14 protein-coding genes are annotated in these 17,318 nt (G+C 40.5%); 9 read left to right on the top strand and 5 right to left on the bottom strand.

All coding sequences use genetic code 11. The annotated features are described in order from the left end of the window. Positions 1-8 precede the first annotated feature (8 nt). Positions 9-2,162: a fatty acid oxidation complex subunit alpha FadB gene (gene fadB, locus MMO38_RS13675; RefSeq protein WP_241323908.1), complete on the bottom strand. Its 2,154-nt coding sequence runs from the start codon at positions 2,160-2,162 to the stop codon at positions 9-11. Between the two features lie 422 nt (positions 2,163-2,584). Here fadB and MMO38_RS13670 point away from each other — a divergent pair, with 422 nt between their 5' ends. The 6 genes from MMO38_RS13670 to pgsA all read left to right on the top strand — a co-directional run bounded on the left by MMO38_RS13670 (position 2,585) and on the right by pgsA (position 9,387). After that, complete coding sequence (locus tag MMO38_RS13670) at positions 2,585-3,556, top strand: hypothetical protein (protein WP_241323894.1); 972 nt, start codon at positions 2,585-2,587, stop codon at positions 3,554-3,556. A 360-nt stretch (positions 3,557-3,916) separates the two neighbouring features. Next, positions 3,917-4,831, top strand: coding sequence for a lipid A hydroxylase LpxO (gene lpxO, locus MMO38_RS13665; protein ID WP_241323893.1), 915 nt, complete (start codon positions 3,917-3,919; stop codon positions 4,829-4,831). Between the two features lie 127 nt (positions 4,832-4,958). Beyond that, on the top strand, positions 4,959-5,825 hold the full coding sequence (locus tag MMO38_RS13660; protein WP_241323892.1) for a hypothetical protein: 867 nt from the start codon (positions 4,959-4,961) through the stop codon (positions 5,823-5,825). A 96-nt stretch (positions 5,826-5,921) separates the two neighbouring features. Beyond that, a complete protein-coding gene (gene uvrC, locus MMO38_RS13655; protein ID WP_241323907.1) occupies positions 5,922-7,721 on the top strand; it encodes an excinuclease ABC subunit UvrC in 1,800 nt (599 codons plus the stop codon). 178 nt (positions 7,722-7,899) lie between these two features. Beyond that, entirely contained in the window at positions 7,900-8,697 is a 798-nt protein-coding gene (locus tag MMO38_RS13650) for a thioesterase family protein (protein WP_241323891.1), read from the top strand. Between the two features lie 105 nt (positions 8,698-8,802). Then, positions 8,803-9,387, top strand: a complete 585-nt coding sequence (gene pgsA, locus MMO38_RS13645; RefSeq protein ID WP_004668339.1) for a CDP-diacylglycerol--glycerol-3-phosphate 3-phosphatidyltransferase — start codon at positions 8,803-8,805, stop codon at positions 9,385-9,387. Positions 9,388-9,622: 235 nt separating this feature from the next. Here the strand turns inward: pgsA and MMO38_RS13640 are convergent, their stop codons facing one another. Next, entirely contained in the window at positions 9,623-10,390 is a 768-nt protein-coding gene (locus tag MMO38_RS13640) for an IclR family transcriptional regulator C-terminal domain-containing protein (protein WP_241323890.1), read from the bottom strand. Positions 10,391-10,819: 429 nt separating this feature from the next. Between MMO38_RS13640 and MMO38_RS13635 the strand changes: the two genes are divergently transcribed. The 3 genes from MMO38_RS13635 (at position 10,820) to MMO38_RS13625 (ending at position 14,179) form a co-directional block, all read left to right on the top strand. Further along, a complete protein-coding gene (locus tag MMO38_RS13635; RefSeq protein WP_241323889.1) occupies positions 10,820-12,913 on the top strand; it encodes an FUSC family protein in 2,094 nt (697 codons plus the stop codon). Further along, positions 12,906-13,112 carry a DUF1656 domain-containing protein gene (locus MMO38_RS13630; RefSeq protein ID WP_004668345.1) on the top strand — a complete coding sequence of 69 codons (207 nt, stop codon included), beginning with the start codon at positions 12,906-12,908 and terminating at the stop codon, positions 13,110-13,112. The genes MMO38_RS13635 and MMO38_RS13630 overlap by 8 nt, the downstream gene beginning before the upstream one ends. A gap of 65 nt (positions 13,113-13,177) precedes the next feature. Continuing rightward, the gene (locus MMO38_RS13625; RefSeq protein WP_005194760.1) at positions 13,178-14,179 is read left to right on the top strand and encodes an HlyD family secretion protein; all 1,002 of its coding nucleotides are present in this window, start codon (positions 13,178-13,180) and stop codon (positions 14,177-14,179) included. 321 nt (positions 14,180-14,500) lie between these two features. Here MMO38_RS13625 and ruvX read toward each other — a convergent pair whose 3' ends face one another. From ruvX to recN, 3 genes are all read right to left on the bottom strand, one after another. Further along, positions 14,501-14,944 carry a Holliday junction resolvase RuvX gene (ruvX, locus tag MMO38_RS13620; protein ID WP_241323888.1) on the bottom strand — a complete coding sequence of 148 codons (444 nt, stop codon included), beginning with the start codon at positions 14,942-14,944 and terminating at the stop codon, positions 14,501-14,503. Further along, positions 14,937-15,491: a YqgE/AlgH family protein gene (locus tag MMO38_RS13615; protein ID WP_004668352.1), complete on the bottom strand. Its 555-nt coding sequence runs from the start codon at positions 15,489-15,491 to the stop codon at positions 14,937-14,939. Before MMO38_RS13615 ends, ruvX begins: the two co-directional genes overlap by 8 nt. A 115-nt stretch (positions 15,492-15,606) precedes the next feature. Beyond that, on the bottom strand, positions 15,607-17,268 hold the full coding sequence (recN, locus tag MMO38_RS13610) for a DNA repair protein RecN (protein ID WP_004668354.1): 1,662 nt from the start codon (positions 17,266-17,268) through the stop codon (positions 15,607-15,609). Positions 17,269-17,318: the final 50 nt, after the last annotated feature.

Here is a 17,318-nt window from a genome sequence, read left to right as displayed (position 1 = left end):
GTCGCTCCTTAACCGTAGAATTTTGTGTTGTTAGCAGCCATGTCACGCAACATCTGTGGCGCTTCATAAGCCTTACCTAAGTGTGCATACTTGTCGCAAAGCGCAACGTATTCAGCAACACCTGTTTGGTCGATGTAACGACATGGACCACCACGGAATGGAGGGAAACCTACACCCATAATCATTGCCATATCTGCTTCAGCAGCCGTTGCAACGATGTTGTCTTCTAAGCAACGAACAGTTTCGTTACAGAAAGCAAGCATCATGCGGTCAATGATTTCTTGGTTGTCAAACTCGCGTTTTTCACCCGTAACGAAAGGTGCAATGATTTCGTAAGCTGTTGGATCAACAGTTTTCGCTTTCTTACCTTTCTTGTCTAACACGTATTTGTAGAAACCAACGTCATTCTTTTGACCAAGACGTTTTGCTTCGTACATCGCTTCGATAGAACCTTTGTAGTCAGGCTTCATACGGTCAGGGAAACCTTCAGCCATGACTTCAGCGCCATGAACACCTGTATCGATACCAACAACGTCGATCAAGTATGCAGGACCCATAGGCCAGCCGAACTTCGCCATTACATTGTCTACTTGTTGGAAATCCGCACCGTCTTTAACAAGAAGGTCGAATGCACCAAAGTAAGGGAACAATACACGGTTTACTAAGAAACCTGGGCAGTCGTTCACAACGATTGGTGTTTTACCCATTTTCTGAGCAAGAACAACTGTGGTTGCAATCGCTTCGTCAGAAGTCTTTTCACCACGAATAACTTCGACCAGTGGCATCATGTGTACTGGGTTGAAGAAGTGCATACCAACGAAGTTTTCAGGACGTTGTAATGCTTTTGCTAAACGTGTAATTGAAATTGTAGAAGTGTTTGATGCAATGATCGTGTTTTCACGAACATTTTTCTCAGTTTCTACCAATACCATTTCTTTTACTTTTGGATTTTCAGTCACCGCTTCGATCACGATATCCACTTCTTTAAACTCATCGTAGCTTAAAGTCGGGCGGATGCGAGCAAGTGTTTCACCCATTTGCGCAGCTTTCATTTTCTTGCGTTCAACTTGCTTGGTCAGTAAGCCATTCGCTTCTTTCATACCAAGTGCAAGTTGTGGGTTACCAATGTCTTTCATGATGATTGGTGTGCCTTTGCTTGCCGCTTGGTAAGCAATACCACCACCCATGATACCAGCACCTAATACCGCTGCTTGGTTTACTGGGTGAGCACCTTTCTCATATTTTTTCGCAGTTTTCTTCACAACTTGATCGTTGATGAATAAACCGATCAATGCACCTGCTTGTGGTGTGATCGCAGCTTTTGCGAAACCTTGTGCTTCTGCTTTTAATGCATCATCACGTGTTAAGGTTGCACCTGCTTGTAATGAATCAAGCAATAATTTTGGAGCAGGGTATTGTGCAGGGTTTGCTTTTGCAAGTACCGCACCTTTCGCTGTATTGAACGCCATCATTTGTTCAAGTGGGTTCAATTTAATCGCGTCTAATTTTTCTTGACGTTTTGTTTTCCAGTCCAAACGACCAGCAATGGCTTGTTTAACCAAGTCAACAGCAGCTTCTTTTAGTTTGTCAGCAGCAACAACCGCATCTACAGCACCATCTTTAAGTGCAGCAGCAGGTTTCTTCGGATTGGCCATTGCCATCCATTCAACGGCATTGTCGATACCGATTAAACGGCTTAAACGTACGCTACCACCAAAACCAGGATAGATACCCAATTTGATTTCTGGTAAGCCGACTTGTGCTTGTTCAGACATGACACGGTAGTCACAGACTAAGCACATTTCGAAACCACCACCTAACGCCATGCCATTAATAGCAACAACTTTAGGGATGTCTAAATCTTCAAAGCTGTTGAAGATTTCGTGTACAGGCATAAGCCAATCAACAATTGCTTGTTCACCTGCGGCGAAGTTGTCGCCAAATTCAGTGATATCTGCACCAACGATAAATGTTGATTTTCCAGAAGTTACAACTAAGCCTTTAATATCGTTATTGGCTTTAACCGCAGCAATCGCTGCTTGGAAGTCTTCAATGGTTGCACGGTTAAATTTATTAACCGACTCACCTTGTAAGTCAAAGCGGAATTCTGCAATTCCGTCCGCAAGCATTTGGACGGTAATGGCATTGCCAGCGTGGATCATGCCTGATCTCCCTTGTTGTGGAGGATTCTGAGTTGATGTCATAAAGCATGTATGCGGTTAGGCACACAAAAAAGCTTCGCTAATCTTACGATAACTATATCTAAAAAGGACATAACAAGTTGTATCAAGGCGTGACGCAGTGGTCATCAATTTTTTGAGGAACAGATCAATTTTGAAAACTTCACTAAAAAGATAGAGGTAGGTTGTTTTATTCGTGTAAAAACGAAACGCTGAAATGATGGTGTTATTAAAAAAAGCCAGTGTGTAGAAGAAATGATAAGGAGTGCTGGTGTTGTTAAGTTTTTTTGAATTAAAGATAAAAAAAAGGAAGATTTTTTAAGAATTGTTGGACAGAAAGTATTGTCTGGATCTGTATAGTTGGTTAAAATTTGTGTTATAAAAATGTTCTAGAAAGTAATATTATGTTAAAAATTAAATTTGTTGTTTTGGCAATCCTTCCATTAATGCTGAGTGCGTGTGGAGGTGGTGGCGATAGTTCAGGTAATGGATCAAGTTCAAAAGGTGGAAGCACGACTGCACCTATTCAAGAGAAAGTTACTGTCGATCTATATAACGTAGATCAAGAAACGTTATTGGCAAGAAAATATTCGTATGTTGATAATGTGATTAAAGGAACAACTTACTATACTCCTTTAAGTGAAAATGAATTCTTATTGACAGCAGATCAACTTTTTACCGATACGTGGGTTTACTCAGATACCAAGGCCATTAATGCTTTAAAATTCTATTTCAGTAATGCTCCTAAAACGGGTTACTACCATACTTATAAAAAAATAGATATTTCTGGGGAGAATGTATTTGATCGTTTTTACCCAGATTACAAAGTTATTTTTGATAAATTTGAAGTATCTCCTGAATTAAAAAATACAAAAATGGGACAAGCATACAATAGAAGTACACCTTTGTATTTTCCACAAAATTCATTTTGTTATCAAATTCAAGAAGAGATTGTTGAAAAACCTTATATTACGTTCTCAAAAGAAGATATGACTGGTGAAGACTATGCTGAGGTTTTTTCTGGCGTAGAAAATAATTTTAAGAATGCAGTTAAAGAAATGGGAAATACATATAAAGTTAACACTGGTAAGTGGAAAGGTCATTCGTGGCGTTATTATCGTGAATATGACTCTTATGGATTAGTCTTTGATATTGTAGTCATTAATTATAATGGACAGCTTGTTTTTGGAAGAATGCATAATTTTGAGGGTTACTTACAAAAGGACTTAATTAATCAACATACTCAACGTTTAAATGCTATGGGACCTAATGCGTTTGTACCTGGTTATTACGTTCAAAAAGCTGTTATAGCAAATTTAACAAAAGGTTGCGCGTGGTTTAATGATATTGCTGCAGAAACAATTAAAAAGCTTTAGTATTTGATAGGCTTTTTAGATTCTTAAATATTATTCCTAATTGCTGATGTGGCTCACTACATCAGCAATTTTTTTTTATACTTAGCTTTATCTTTTCTAAGTCGTTTAGGGGGGATATAAAGCCTTTTTCAACTATCTCGTATCAAAACTGATCTTAAGAGTGATATTGATAATACTTTGGTTAACAAAATAGGGACATCATTAAGGAAATATTCAAAATAGTACTGATTTTAATTTAAATTGCTGATATTTATGGTGATTTTTTTTGAGGATATGTAAAGAGTGAATTAAATAAAAAAGTATAGAAATTATAGGTGATAGTGTTAAAATTTGCCAATTAGTTTTTTTGTGTCGATTTCAATGATTAAGTGGATCATATTAGCGATTTTTATCATTTCGGCGTTCTATGTTCATCGCCGTGGTAAAGTTAGGCACTCGTTTTATCGTCAATTTTTTGACCATTCAACGCTATTCGCACCCGTTAACTATTTGATGTACATGTTTTCCAGCGTGCCGAATCAACCCTATATCGACACACAGCATTTCAAGGATTTAAAAGTTCTGGATGAAAACTGGGAAATGATCCGTGATGAAGCGCAAGCGCTTTATGACAAAGGTGGTATTAAAGCATCAAGTACTTATGATGACTTGGGTTTTAATTCATTCTTTAAAACGGGGTGGAAGCGTTTCTATTTGAAATGGTATGACTCTGCACACCCATCAGCATCAGAATTTTGTCCAAAAACAACGGCTTTGTTAAAAACACTCCCAAGTATCAAAGCTGCAATGTTTACAGAGCTTGCACCTGATAGCCGTTTGGTTCGCCATCGTGATCCTTATGCAGGTTCATTGCGTTACCATTTAGGTTTGATTACACCGAACGATGATCGTTGTTTCATTGATGTCGATGGTGAGCGTTATTCTTGGCGTGATGGTGAGAGTGTGGTGTTTGATGAAACCTATATTCACTATGCGGAAAATAAAACTGATCAAAACCGTATTATCTTTTTTGCTGACGTAGAGCGCCCATTAAAAACGCGTTTCATGGAAAAGTTTAATCATTGGTTTGGAAAAAGTGTGATGACTGCGGCAAGTTCACCCAATGAAGTGGGCGATCAAACGGGCGGCCTAAATAAAGTATTTGGTTATGTCTATCAAGTTCGTATTAAAGCCAAGGCGTTGAAGAAATCAAATCGTCAGCTTTATTACTTTTTGAAATGGTTCATTATGCTTGGCTTGTTCTTCGTTATTTTTGTTCGACCTTATGTATTTTAACTTTATTTATCAAAACGCCTGCAAGGGCGTTTTTTTATATATGGACCAAGTAATACTACATAGAATTATTGTATCGAATGGTTAAATTAAGCATAATCAATTCGCTTTATATTTATGAGAACAGATAATGAAAAAAATATTATTAATTTGTATTTCTATGTTAGGTCTGAGTGCTTGTGAAGAAGGTACAGAAAATACGGAAGCATCTAATAAAAAGGTGTTCTATGGTTTGGATTTTTTTGGTGGCAATGATGTTAATGTAAAAACCTATCGTATAGATACAGGTATTCTCAGTGAACAGTCATCGATACCGCTAGATAAAACGTATCTTTCTGAATCTAATAGATATTACTTTTCAGATCAAGGTGTTCCAACACTAAAGCAAACAACGAATCAAAATTTTATTTGGGGAAAACAAGCATCGTTGAAAGAAACAACGACTCAAGCAGTTCTTAGCTTTGCACCAACGAACCTAAGAAAAAATGAGACTTTAACAGTTGAATATCATTTAAAAAAAATGGATTTAACGGGATTAAGTTTTGATATCTTTGCTCAAAATAAGTTTTTTTATCAACTATATAATTCTAATGGGGATAAAGAGAGTTTCGGTGATCCGAATAATCATATCATATATGCCATTGCATTTACGCATTTTGAAGACAAATTCCCTTTGGGATCAGTGTGTTGGAAAATAGTTGAAACACGTAGTAATAAAGATTATATCATTTTTGATCAGACCAAGATTAGCAATCAAACGGTCGATGGAACAACGTTGCTAAAAAACCAAGGCGTATGGAATGGTACTGCGTGGCAGGTGATTGATACGTCCAACCTGTTTAACACTTTCTTTAAAATCGGAAATCAGCAATATTTAGGGCGTTATATTTCGAAAAAGAGTGCTGTACAAGACGTTGCTGGCGAGTTGCAATGTGATTATCTCAATGAAACGGCAACCAATGCATTATTAACGAAATACAAGCAAGTAAAATTATAACTTAATGTACTAAAAATCGATTAAGTGGACTTTTCAATCACTTGCCCCCATGATAAGAAATCAATAATGGTGATTGAATTGGCTAAACAAAGTATTGTGAACTCAAACGCTCGTGAACACATTGAAACCATCCTGACTCACATGACCCAACTGCCCGGTGTTTATAAAATGCTCGGCAAAGAGGGGGAGTTACTGTATGTGGGTAAGGCAAAAAATTTAAAAAATCGTGTATCCAGCTATTTTGTTAAAACTATTGAGCATCCTAAAACACAAGCGCTTGTTGCACGTATTTATGACATTGAAACGCTGATCGTTCGTTCAGAAACAGAAGCTTTATTACTCGAACAAAATCTCATAAAACTGCACCGTCCGCCGTATAACATTATGCTGCGGGATGATAAATCTTATGTTTATATCTTTGTCTCAGCGGATAAGCCCTATCCGCGTATTGCCAGTGGACGTGGCAAAGGCAAACATCAAATTGGTAAGTTTTTTGGACCTTATCCGAGTGCCTATAGTGCTCGGGATACTTTGCTCACCTTACAAAAATTATTTAATGTACGGCAGTGTGAAAATAGCTTTTTTGCCCAAAGAAAACGTCCTTGTTTGCAGTATCAAATCAAACGTTGTACCGCCCCTTGTGTGGGTTTGATTAGCCCTGAAGCTTATAAAGAAGATGTTGATAACTCGATTCGCTTTCTACAAGGCGACACCAAAGAGTTGAATCAAGAGTTGATCGGAAAAATGGAGCAAGCGGCTGAAGCACTTGAGTTTGAAAAGGCGGTGTTCTATCGGGATCGTTTAGGCTTATTGCGTGAGGTTCAGGCACAACAGGCAGTCTTTAAAGTTAAAGGTGAAGCCGACATTTTAGCGATTGCCTATCAAGCGGGCGTAACTTGTGTGCAGATCATGTACGTTCGTAACGGAAGAATGCTTGGGGGAAAAAGTTATTTTCCAGATATGTTGGGAGATGATTTGGGGCAAATGCTCAGTGATTTTATTGCGAACTTTTATTTTCAGGTAGCAGATGAAGTACCGACTGAGTTGATTGTGAATATTGAGGTGCCAGATCGCCCCCAACTCGAAGAAGCATTACAGCAGACCTTTAACAAGAAAGTCCACATCAAGCATAAAGTACGTGAAACACGGGCGGAATGGCTAGAGTTGGCACAAATGAATGTGCAGCATGCCATTAAAGGTAAGCTCAGTAATTATCTAGAATTGAACGAACGTTTTCATCAGCTTGAGCAAGTGGTGGGGCGTCCGATTGACCGAATTGAATGTTTTGATATTAGCCATACGATGGGTGAAGCACCGATTGCATCCTGTGTGGTCTTTGATCAAGGCGGCGCGAGAAAGCGGGACTATCGTCAGTTTGCGATTCAAGATATTACGGGTGGCGATGATTATGCCGCTATGCGCCAAGCATTAATCCGTCGTTATAAGAAAAACATATTGCCTGATTTACTCCTCATCGATGGTGGTAAAGGGCAGTTACATATGGCAATGGAGGTAATGCAAGAATTAGCACTGGATGCTTTTATGATTGGGGTGTCTAAAGGTGAGGGGCGTAAAGCGGGTCTGGAAACGCTACATTTTACCGATGGCACTAAGCTGCAATTGGCAGAAGATCATAAAGCCTTGCATCTGATTCAACAGGTCCGTGATGAAGCCCATCGTTTTGCGATTACCAAGCATCGAGCGAAGCGTGATAAACGTCGCAGTAGTTCTGTATTGGAGGCGATTCCTGGGCTAGGTCCTAAACGCCGTCGTGATTTACTGACGCATTTTGGTGGGATACAAGGTGTACTGAGGGCATCTGAAAAAGAGCTTATGTTGGTTCAAGGTTTAGGTGAGGTGATGGCACGCACCATTTATAAAATCTTGCATGAGTAGATGATGCTGCACGATTGTTGGGATAGGTCGCGTTGAACTGAGTGATCGATTGATCGTGTTATGGTGTTAGCATACTGAATTGACATAATTGCTCTGACATTTTAGCCAGATCGATCATTCACATTTAGGCTGAAAAGTTGAAAGATAACATTTATTCAGAGCGATCAAGGAAATCAATATGTCACTACTCCCGATTTATCAACAGATCGAACAACAAGAATGGATTGATATTCCATCGGGATGGCTACAAGGTCGCACAGTATTTGGTGGTTTAGTTGCAGGCTTAATGATCCAAAAAGCGCTGAGTGTGATGAATGATGCAGCAAAACAACTCTTAAGTTGTAATGTCACTTTCGTTGGCCCTGTACAACAAGGGCGAGCAAAGCTGAGTGCTGAGATTTTAAGACAAGGAAAATCAGTCACTAGCTTAGAAATACGTTTATGGCAAGATGACGCAGTACAGAGTATTTTAGTTGCAAGTTTTGGTTCACAGCGTGAGTCGCAGATCCATGTGAGTAATTTGCCACAAGTTCCTGATTATCCGATGGCTGAACAATTGGAAAAAACCTTCTACCTCGAAGGTTTGATGCCAGAATGCTTACAACAATTTGAATTGTGTTGGGCAGAGGGAAGCTACCCAATGGCGGGAAGTAAGGTCCCTGATTTTGGTGGTTGGAGTCGTTTTTCACCTGCTTTACATCCCAATCGTGACATGCAGCTTGCAGATTTGTTTGCTTTAATGGATGTTTGGCCGCCAGGCGTATTACCGATGTTTAAGACCCCAGCGCCTGCGAGTTCTTTGACATGGCAGATTACTTTTTTAAGTCCAATTGCACATCAAATTCAGGATTGGTTTAAATATAAGGTCGTCACTGAGTTTGCCCATCAAGGGTATTCAACGGAATATGCTTATGTTTGGGATCAACAAAATCAGCTCATTGCCGTGTTAAGACAGACGGTTGCCGTTTTTGCCTAATCGACATTCAACTATATTTCGTATAAAGTTGCTTACAGATGGATACATTCTCGGTACATCCTTTGTGCAATATGCAAATTTGACGCGAACAACATGGCGGTGTTTATGAGTACAGGGCAAATCCTGAACATTCCCAATATCTTAACCTTGGCGCGTATTGCTTTAATACCAGTGTTTTTGGTGATCGCTTATTGGCCACCAGCCATTGGAGCTGAACATCATGGTGGAATGCTTCGCCATATGGTGCTGACAGCAATCTTTGTCGTTGCTGCGCTTACGGATTGGTTCGATGGCTATTTGGCACGGACATTAGATCAGAGTTCAGCTTTCGGACGTTTCCTTGATCCTGTTGCTGATAAACTAATGGTTGCAGCGGCGCTCATTGTCTTAGTGCAATGGCAACCGACCATTTCTATGGCATTTGCTGCCATCGTGATTATTTCTCGTGAAATTACGGTATCTGCTTTGCGTGAGTGGATGGCTGAACTCGGTGCGCGTACCAATGTTGCGGTTTCAACGGTAGGGAAGTATAAGACTGCTTTTCAAATGATTGCGATTAGTGTGTTTCTGTTAAATTGGAAACCACTCGAAATGTGGGCCTATGCTTTGCTTTATGCAGCTGTGATTTTGACATTATGGTCTATGTTTATCTATCTCAAAGCAGCGTGGCCATACTTGAAACAACCTTAAAATAGATATTTGATCGATCCATTCAAAATTTCTAAGCCTTCCAGATGGAGGGCTTTTTATTGACTATATAAAAATAAAGGCAAGAAAAAAGCCCATAGCAAGGATGAGCTTAGTTCTCTGAGGAAACATGCTCTCTTGAGGAGAGGATGCTGAAGAACATAATCATAATATGAGAATTTATTGATTTTTACAACGGTTAGAAATGTAAATGTTTTTTATATTCTCAAGTTTGGCTTTATGGATTTTCTGAGAGTGCTGCAAATTTAAGTTCAATTTGTGCGGCATTGTTTTGCAGAATTTCTGTCAATTTTTGAATGTTTAAGAAGTCAAAACGGTTTTTTGATGCCACCAAAGTGAGCGCAATCGGCGCTTCTTTGTTCGAAAATCGAATTGGTACTGACAGACCACAAACAGATGGGTCGATCTCACCTTGTGATAAATAAAAGCCTTGTTTCTTGATTTTTCGCATGTGTTGAGAGAATTCATCTAAGTTTTGTGCGAAACCAACCTGAGCCAATTCATGACTGAATTGTTGATAGTAGGCTTGAATGCGTTGTTTGCTCAAATGTGCAATCACGATTTTTGGTGACGCGCCAATATAAACAGGGCGAGGACACCCACGACCAAATGAGAGTAGCTCCGACTCTTTAAATGTTTCGTGATGTAGGTCGATACAATAATCATGGTTTAGATAGGTGAGCAAGCAGCACAGTTCAGTTTTTTCAACGATATCTCGCATAAAAGGAATACTCGTTTGCACCAATGGATCGGTGCTGTGCGAAATATAGTCCAGAACAGCGATTTTAGATCCTAAAGTGTAGTCACCTGACGTGCCACTAATGCGTTTCAGCATATCGGTCGCGACCAATTCTTTAAGATAGCGATAGGCAGTAGGTTTGGATAGAGCAAGCTCATCACAAATGATATCGACATTGATAATCGGGCGTGAAACTGAGAATAGATCCAGTACAGTGAGAATCTTACCAAAACTCGAAATTGCCATGATGGGGCATCTACTCCTTAAAAATAACGTGAAAATCAAACTTTTATTGTTTTATAACAGAAAAGTCTGAGTTCGTGTATGGACTTTTAAATCTGATCGAGATGGTTGAATAAACCAATGGTCATGATGAGAAAGAAGATCACTTTTATCAATATTATTCTAAATTAAAATTAAATATTATCAAATCGTGATAATTTATATTGACTAATTGGTCTTGTTTTGAAAAAATAGATCAAAGAATGTCTTATTTGGATATTTTTTGGGCTATAAATCTAAATTTTCCGAATATTGCACATCACTTCCCATCATCAGCTTTACGCTTATCGAACTGATTTGGATCTGTCCAAATCAGTTGAATTCGTCATCACATTCATTGGTGTTGTTGAAGGAATATGAGCGAAAAGTCTGGCTCAGAATTGAGACACGTTCATGCTATTTAAACAGTTGTTGGCTTTTAGACCGAGCCGACTGGACATTATTTTTGCCTGCAAAACCTTTGTGGCAGGCATGCTGGCACTGTTTATTTCCTTTGAACTCGATTTAATTAATCCAATGTGGTCGATTGGTACGGTATTGATTATTGCCAATCCTTACTCAGGGATGGTGTCGTCAAAATGTGTGTATCGTTTAGTTGGGACGGTGGTTGGGGCAATGATTGCCTTATTGTTAACCCCTCATTTTATTAATACGCCATGGTTATTTACCATTGTTTTGTCTTTATGGGTCGGGTTTGCTTTATACGTTTCATTGCTTGATCGTACGCCACGTAGTTATGTCTTTATGTTGGCTGGCTATTCAACCGCCATGATTGTGTATAACGCGATTACCTATATTGATGTCTACAATATTTTTGATATCGCATTGGCGCGCGTGTTAGAAATTTCAATCGGTGTGATTGCAACAGCGGTCGTCTCTGCAACGGTTTTACCCGTTCATGTTGGTGCAATGATCAAGCAGCGTGTCAATAAAACCTTAAGTGATCTGGAAAGTACCTTTAGGAATTTAATGAGTGTGCAGGCAAGTTCAGACGATGATACGCAAATTCTGTCTGTGATCACGCGTGATGCTTCCGACATTCATGCTTTGGCAGTTCATTTGGCCTATGAAAAAGGTGAGTTGAATGGGATGACCAAGCCTTTGCAGGAAATGTTGCATCAGGTGTCATTAGTGGTCGCGAATTTGGTGGCGCTGTCTCAACGCGTGAAACAGCTTGAAAAAATGCAAATGAGCAATCTAGCACCGCATTTGGATCTGATTCTTCAGCATAGCTTGGCATTTTTAAAACAAGATCGCTTGTTAAAACCGAATGATTTACAGGGCTTACCGAGCAGTTTTGAACAGGATTTTGCTGAACTTATGGTTCTAGCAACGTCCGAACAGCAAATTGTCTTGGCGGCATTGAAAATGGATGTGCGTCATTTTATTGCCAATATTTTGGCGGTAAAGCTTATTTGGCAGCAGATCCAGCAAGGCAACAAAGATATTCCTGTCGAAATTACCGCGATTACCACCAAGTACCCAAGTTTACATCGTGATCATGGCATCGCTGTTCGTGGTGGCATTAGTGCGGTACTGATTACTTTTATTGTGACTGGCGCATGGATTCTTTCGGGTTGGAAAGCTGGATTTATGATGGCGCAAATGGGTGCGGTGACGGCGTGTATTTTGACTGCTTTGGATAATCCTGTGCCTGTGTTACGGATTTTTATTTGGGGCAGTATTTTTTCTGCGGGTTTGGTCTTCTTATACGCCTTTGGTATTTTTCCGCATGTCACCCATTTTTGGCAACTGGCTTTGGTCCTGTTTCCAATGTTCCTTGTGGCTGTAACCATGATGGCCAATCAAATGCTGATGCCGATTGGTATGGTACTTGGGATCAATACCATGATGGGGTTGAATCTGCATAACCAATATACGATGGATGCGGTTTCTTATTTGGATAGTTCCTTTGCCATGATCTTGGGCGTATTGGTGTCGCTGATTGTGATTGATTTGGTTCGTGCCGTTTCACCAGATACCAGTGCCACGCGTATTTTGGCTTTGCATTATCAAGCCATGCGTCAGGCCTTAAGCATGTCTTATGGTAGTGATTTTAAAATCCATTTACGCAGTATGTTGGATCGTGTGGGTATTTTGAATACCAAGTTGGTGCAAAATCCTGAGATTAAAACAGCGATTCAAAATGCATTGATTGAGAGCAGCTCGATTGTTGATTTGGTGCGGCTACAAGAAATTAGTCAAAAACTACCGCAGCTATCCGCGCTGCAAACTGAGGTCGCAGTATTACAACAGCAATTAGCTCAGTATTTCCAAGCCCAAGAGAAACAAAGTGCATCGCATCATTTCTCAACATCTATTGTGCAGCAAATCAATCTACTGCATCGCATTGCTCAGCAGATTGAAGATGCTCAATTACAGCAACGGCTGTTGATTTCTCTGAATAATATTTGTGAAAGCATTGGTCATATTCCAACCGATGAAATGGATGTGGCAATGTCAGGCGTAGGTGTGTCACATGGGTGAAATTAATCTTTATGGGATTTATATCCCCATTCTTTTGGTGCAAGCCATCATCGCTTATGTCTTGTTTAAGCTGATTAGTCCATGGGTCGACCGATTGGTCATCAAGGGTTGGATTGCACTGCCGAGTATTTTTAATCTGTGTTTTTACTTGGCATTGTTGCTACTGGTCCATGGGCTATTCGTGTGGCTGTGGGTCTAAGGTTTTCAATAAACACTCAATTCGAAATTTAATGATTTAAAGAATCAGTGGTAAAGGTAATGAACATGAAGGCATTTGAGGTGCGAAAAGTCATACGTCCTGTGGTATTACTCGTTGCGATCGTGATCGCTGTCTATGCGGTCGTGCATTTGTGGAATTACTACAATGCCGCACCGTGGACGAGAGATGGCCGTGTACGGGGTGATGTGATTCAGGTCGCATCAGATGTCAACGGTCTGGTCACAGAGGTTCTGGTACAGGATAACCAGACTGTAAAAAAAGGACAGGTGCTTTTCAAAATAGATGTCGCACGTCAGGCTTTAGATGTGGAACAAGCAAAATCTGATTTGGCTAAGGCCAAGGCGGGTTTGGCACAAGCCCATGCAAACTTGGCAGGTGCGAAAGCCAGTTTGATCAAAACCGAAGCCAATATGAAGCTGACTGAAAAGAATGCAGCGCGTTATGCTAGCCTCATGGATGGTGCGATTTCAAGGCAAGAGCAGGATCAAGTGTTTGCAACCCGCGATCAAGCTGTCGCAGAACGTGAGCAACTGGTTGCAAGTATCGAGCAGTCCAATGCAGCGATTCAACAGCAACAAGCACTGATAGAAGTCGCACAAAGCAGTTTGCATTTAGCTCAATTAAATTTACATCGTTCAGAAGTGGTTGCACCTGCTGATGGAACTTTATCAAATTTTGATTTGCGTGTCGGAAGCTATGTCAATGTGGGGCAAGCCGTTGCCGCTTTACTTGATCGCCATCAGCTTTATGTAGTGGGTTATTTTGAAGAGACTAAACTCAATCGTATTCATGTTGGTGATCAGGCAACGGTGCAACTCATGGGTGATCGTCAACAGATTAAAGGGCATGTTCAAGGGGTCGCAACGGGAATTGAAGATCGTGAACGCTCAGGCAGTTCTAATTTACTCGCTAACGTGAATCCGACCTTTAGTTGGGTGCGTTTAGCACAACGTGTACCTGTCAAGATTGTGTTAGATGAGCAACCACAGAATCCGTTAGCTTTTGTGTCTGGACGCACGGCAACGGTTCGAATTATTGAGAAATAGTGATATGCGGCGTCTTGCTGAGTTCTCATCCAATTTTAGGTTAAACCTGCGGTTCGCCCTACTTTGGTTTCGCCCAAATGAGAAGCAACGCTTTGCAAGAAAGGCATCTTGCGCTGCTATAGTCGCAGCTCACCACAAAACCTGTTCTATTTCTTCATTTATATGCTTTTTCGCAGAAACAAAATCTTGTTTATGCCACGCAGGTTGTGGATGACGCTTCCGTGTATCTTATTTTATTCAAGAGTTGTTATCTTGAAGTTGTTTTCTATCGCGGAATAATACTAATGCTGCTCTGTGATAGAAAGTTGAGGGACAGTTTTTTTAAGGCGTAATCCCAGCAGGATCGCGATACCAACTTTGAATTAGCAGTGCAGCGGCAAAACTATCTGCGGATAAGCGCCTGGCGCGACCACGTTCTTGATAAAACTCAAGTTCCTCGCGTGCTTCTCGGGTGGTCAAACGTTCATCGACCATCCATGTTTCAATGTTGGTTTGATGGCGTAAACGTCTCGCAAACTTTCGAGCGCGTGCAGAGAGTTCTGACTCACTATCATCCATATTCAGTGGCAAACCCACTAAAAATAAATTCGGTTGCCATTCTTTGACCAGTTTCAATAACTGATTCCAGTCTGGAATGCCATCTTTCATGATGAATAGAGGGAGAGGATTGGTGCTTTCGATACTCGACTGACCAATTGCAATCCCCATTTTTTTGGTGCCAAAATCAAATGCCATAATTGATTGTGAAGTTTGGATATCAGGCATGACCAATCTCTGAAGCAAACCATGTACGATCTACCCCAATTTTTTTGTAGGCTGCATCCCAACGATCGTCATAAGGTAAATTAAAAATCAAATCCATATCTGAATCGCAAATGAGCCAATCGCCTCGAGCCATTTCTTCCTCAAGTTGATTTTTGCTCCAACTCGCATAACCCAATGCGATTTGATAACGACCAACACCTTCATTGTGTGCAATCGCGTCTAAGATATCTTTACTGGTGGTGATACAAACATTTTCACCCACTGCGATGGATGAATGCCAAGTGGGTTGACCAGTATGTAAAACAAAGCCAGCCTCGGGACGCAAAGGTCCACCTTGCAAAACTGCATGTGGCTGTACATTGTCGGCATCGATCTCTAAATCATTGAGTAATTCTTTGATTTGTAGATCAGAAGGGCGATTGATCACAATGCCTTGAGCGCCGTCTTCATCATGGCGAGCAACATATATGACTGTATTTGCAAAGAAGTCATCTGCCATGTCTGGTGGAGCAATTAGACAACGATGAGTTAAATATTGTTTCGTCACCTAGGCGGTTCTCCATCAAAATATTCTGCTAATTTATCTATATAGGTTCTTTTTATCAACATACAAGAGTTGATCGGATTTCGCCAATCATTTTCTGATATTTTGTTAATAGACGCTAGCTCGGTTGAAATTTCAACTGACGTAGTTGTTTCGCGTGTTGTAAGGTGGTTTCGCTAATTTCGACCCCCCCAGACATGCGGGCAAGTTCCAAAATTCGTTGCGCTTCGTCAAGTTCAATGATGGTGCTACTGGCAGGGTCAGTTTGTTGCTTTTTCACCAAGAGATGCTGGTCAGATTGTGCCGCAACTTGCGCTTGATGAGTAATACAAAGCAATTGTACGTGTTGCGCCAAATCAGCGAGGAGGCGACCAACCACTTCAGCAGTTCCGCCACTAATCCCGACATCAATTTCATCAAATACCAGCACTTCAGCTTCAGTTTTTTCGGCATTCATGACTTGCATGACCAGCGCAATACGTGAAAGTTCACCACCTGATGCCACACGTGCTAGGGGTTGTGCTGGGATGCCTTTATTGGCGGTGAATAGCAGTTGAATAGAACTTAAACCTTCTGCATTTGGTGGCATCAATGGTTCAAACTTAAATTCAAAATAGGCTTCAGGTAAAGCAAGTGGTTTGACTTGTTCGATCAGTTGTTGTGCCAATGGAATGGCTGCAGCACGACGAATTTCATCTAAATGTTGTGCTTTTTGCATAAATTCTTGATATGAAATCTCAACTTGTTCCGCTAAGGTTTCAGGATCTTCAAGATGATGGAGCTGTTCTAGCTCTTGTTGCCAAGCTTCGTATTCCTGTTTTAGTTGTTCTGGTTGGCTACGGTGCTTACGAGCAAGGCGATGAAAAATTTCTAAGGTTGCATTGAGCTGTTCCATCCGCTCAGGATCAAAACTTTGTCGGTCAATAAATTGACGCAAACTCGCAGTTGCATCATCTATTTCACTTTGTGCATTCAACAATGAATTATAAATACTGGAGAGTTGTTCACTACGTCCTGCGTGAGATTCCAAACGACGGATGATAGAGGCAACTTCTTGGGTAATATTTTGTTCTGCTTCATCTAGCACATTCAAGCTAAAACCACAGTCTTGCATGATGTGTTCATGATGGCTCAGACGATCAAATTCTTGTTCTGTTTCACGATAATCAGTCTGAATGATATCTTCGAGTTCTTCAAGTTGGGATTCAAGCGTTTGTATTCTTTGAATACGTGTTGCTTGCGCATCTAAAGCGGCTTGATGTTGATGAATGTTTTTTTGCCAAGTCGCATAAGCCTCACGTACAGCCTGTGCTGGCGTTGCAAAGTTGCTATAGCGGTCTAACCAATGTTTGGGATAGGGTGGTTCAAGTAATTGTTGTTGGCTATGTTGGCTATAGAGTTGTACGAGCAAACGCCCGATTTCTTTAAGTTCAGTTAAACTGCTTGGTCGCCCATTAATCCATGCTTTACTTCGGCCTGTCGCAAAAACTACGCGTCTTAAATGAATTTCAGCAGTGTCATCATCCAGTTCATGTTCTTTTAACCAATGTGCTTCGGCACTTTCGGGCTGATAACTAAATACAGCAGTCACATCTGCTTTATCGGCACCATAGCGGACATAATGGGTGTCTGTGCGCTCTCCTAAACAGGCAGATAATGCATCTAACAATAATGATTTACCTGCACCAGTTTCACCAGTAAGTACATTAAAACCTTGTTCAATATCTAAAGCGAGGTGGTCGGCGAGTGCAAAATTAATTAAAGTTAAATGGGTGAGCATAAACGCATCCAATGCACAAAATCTTTTGCTTAAAGATAGAGAAGTTTTAT

This window comes from Acinetobacter sp. NIPH 1852, from assembly GCF_022549455.1.
Lineage (GTDB): Bacteria > Pseudomonadota > Gammaproteobacteria > Pseudomonadales > Moraxellaceae > Acinetobacter.
Note: the sequence above shows the minus strand (reverse complement) of the source record. Positions and strands in the feature narration are given on the sequence as shown.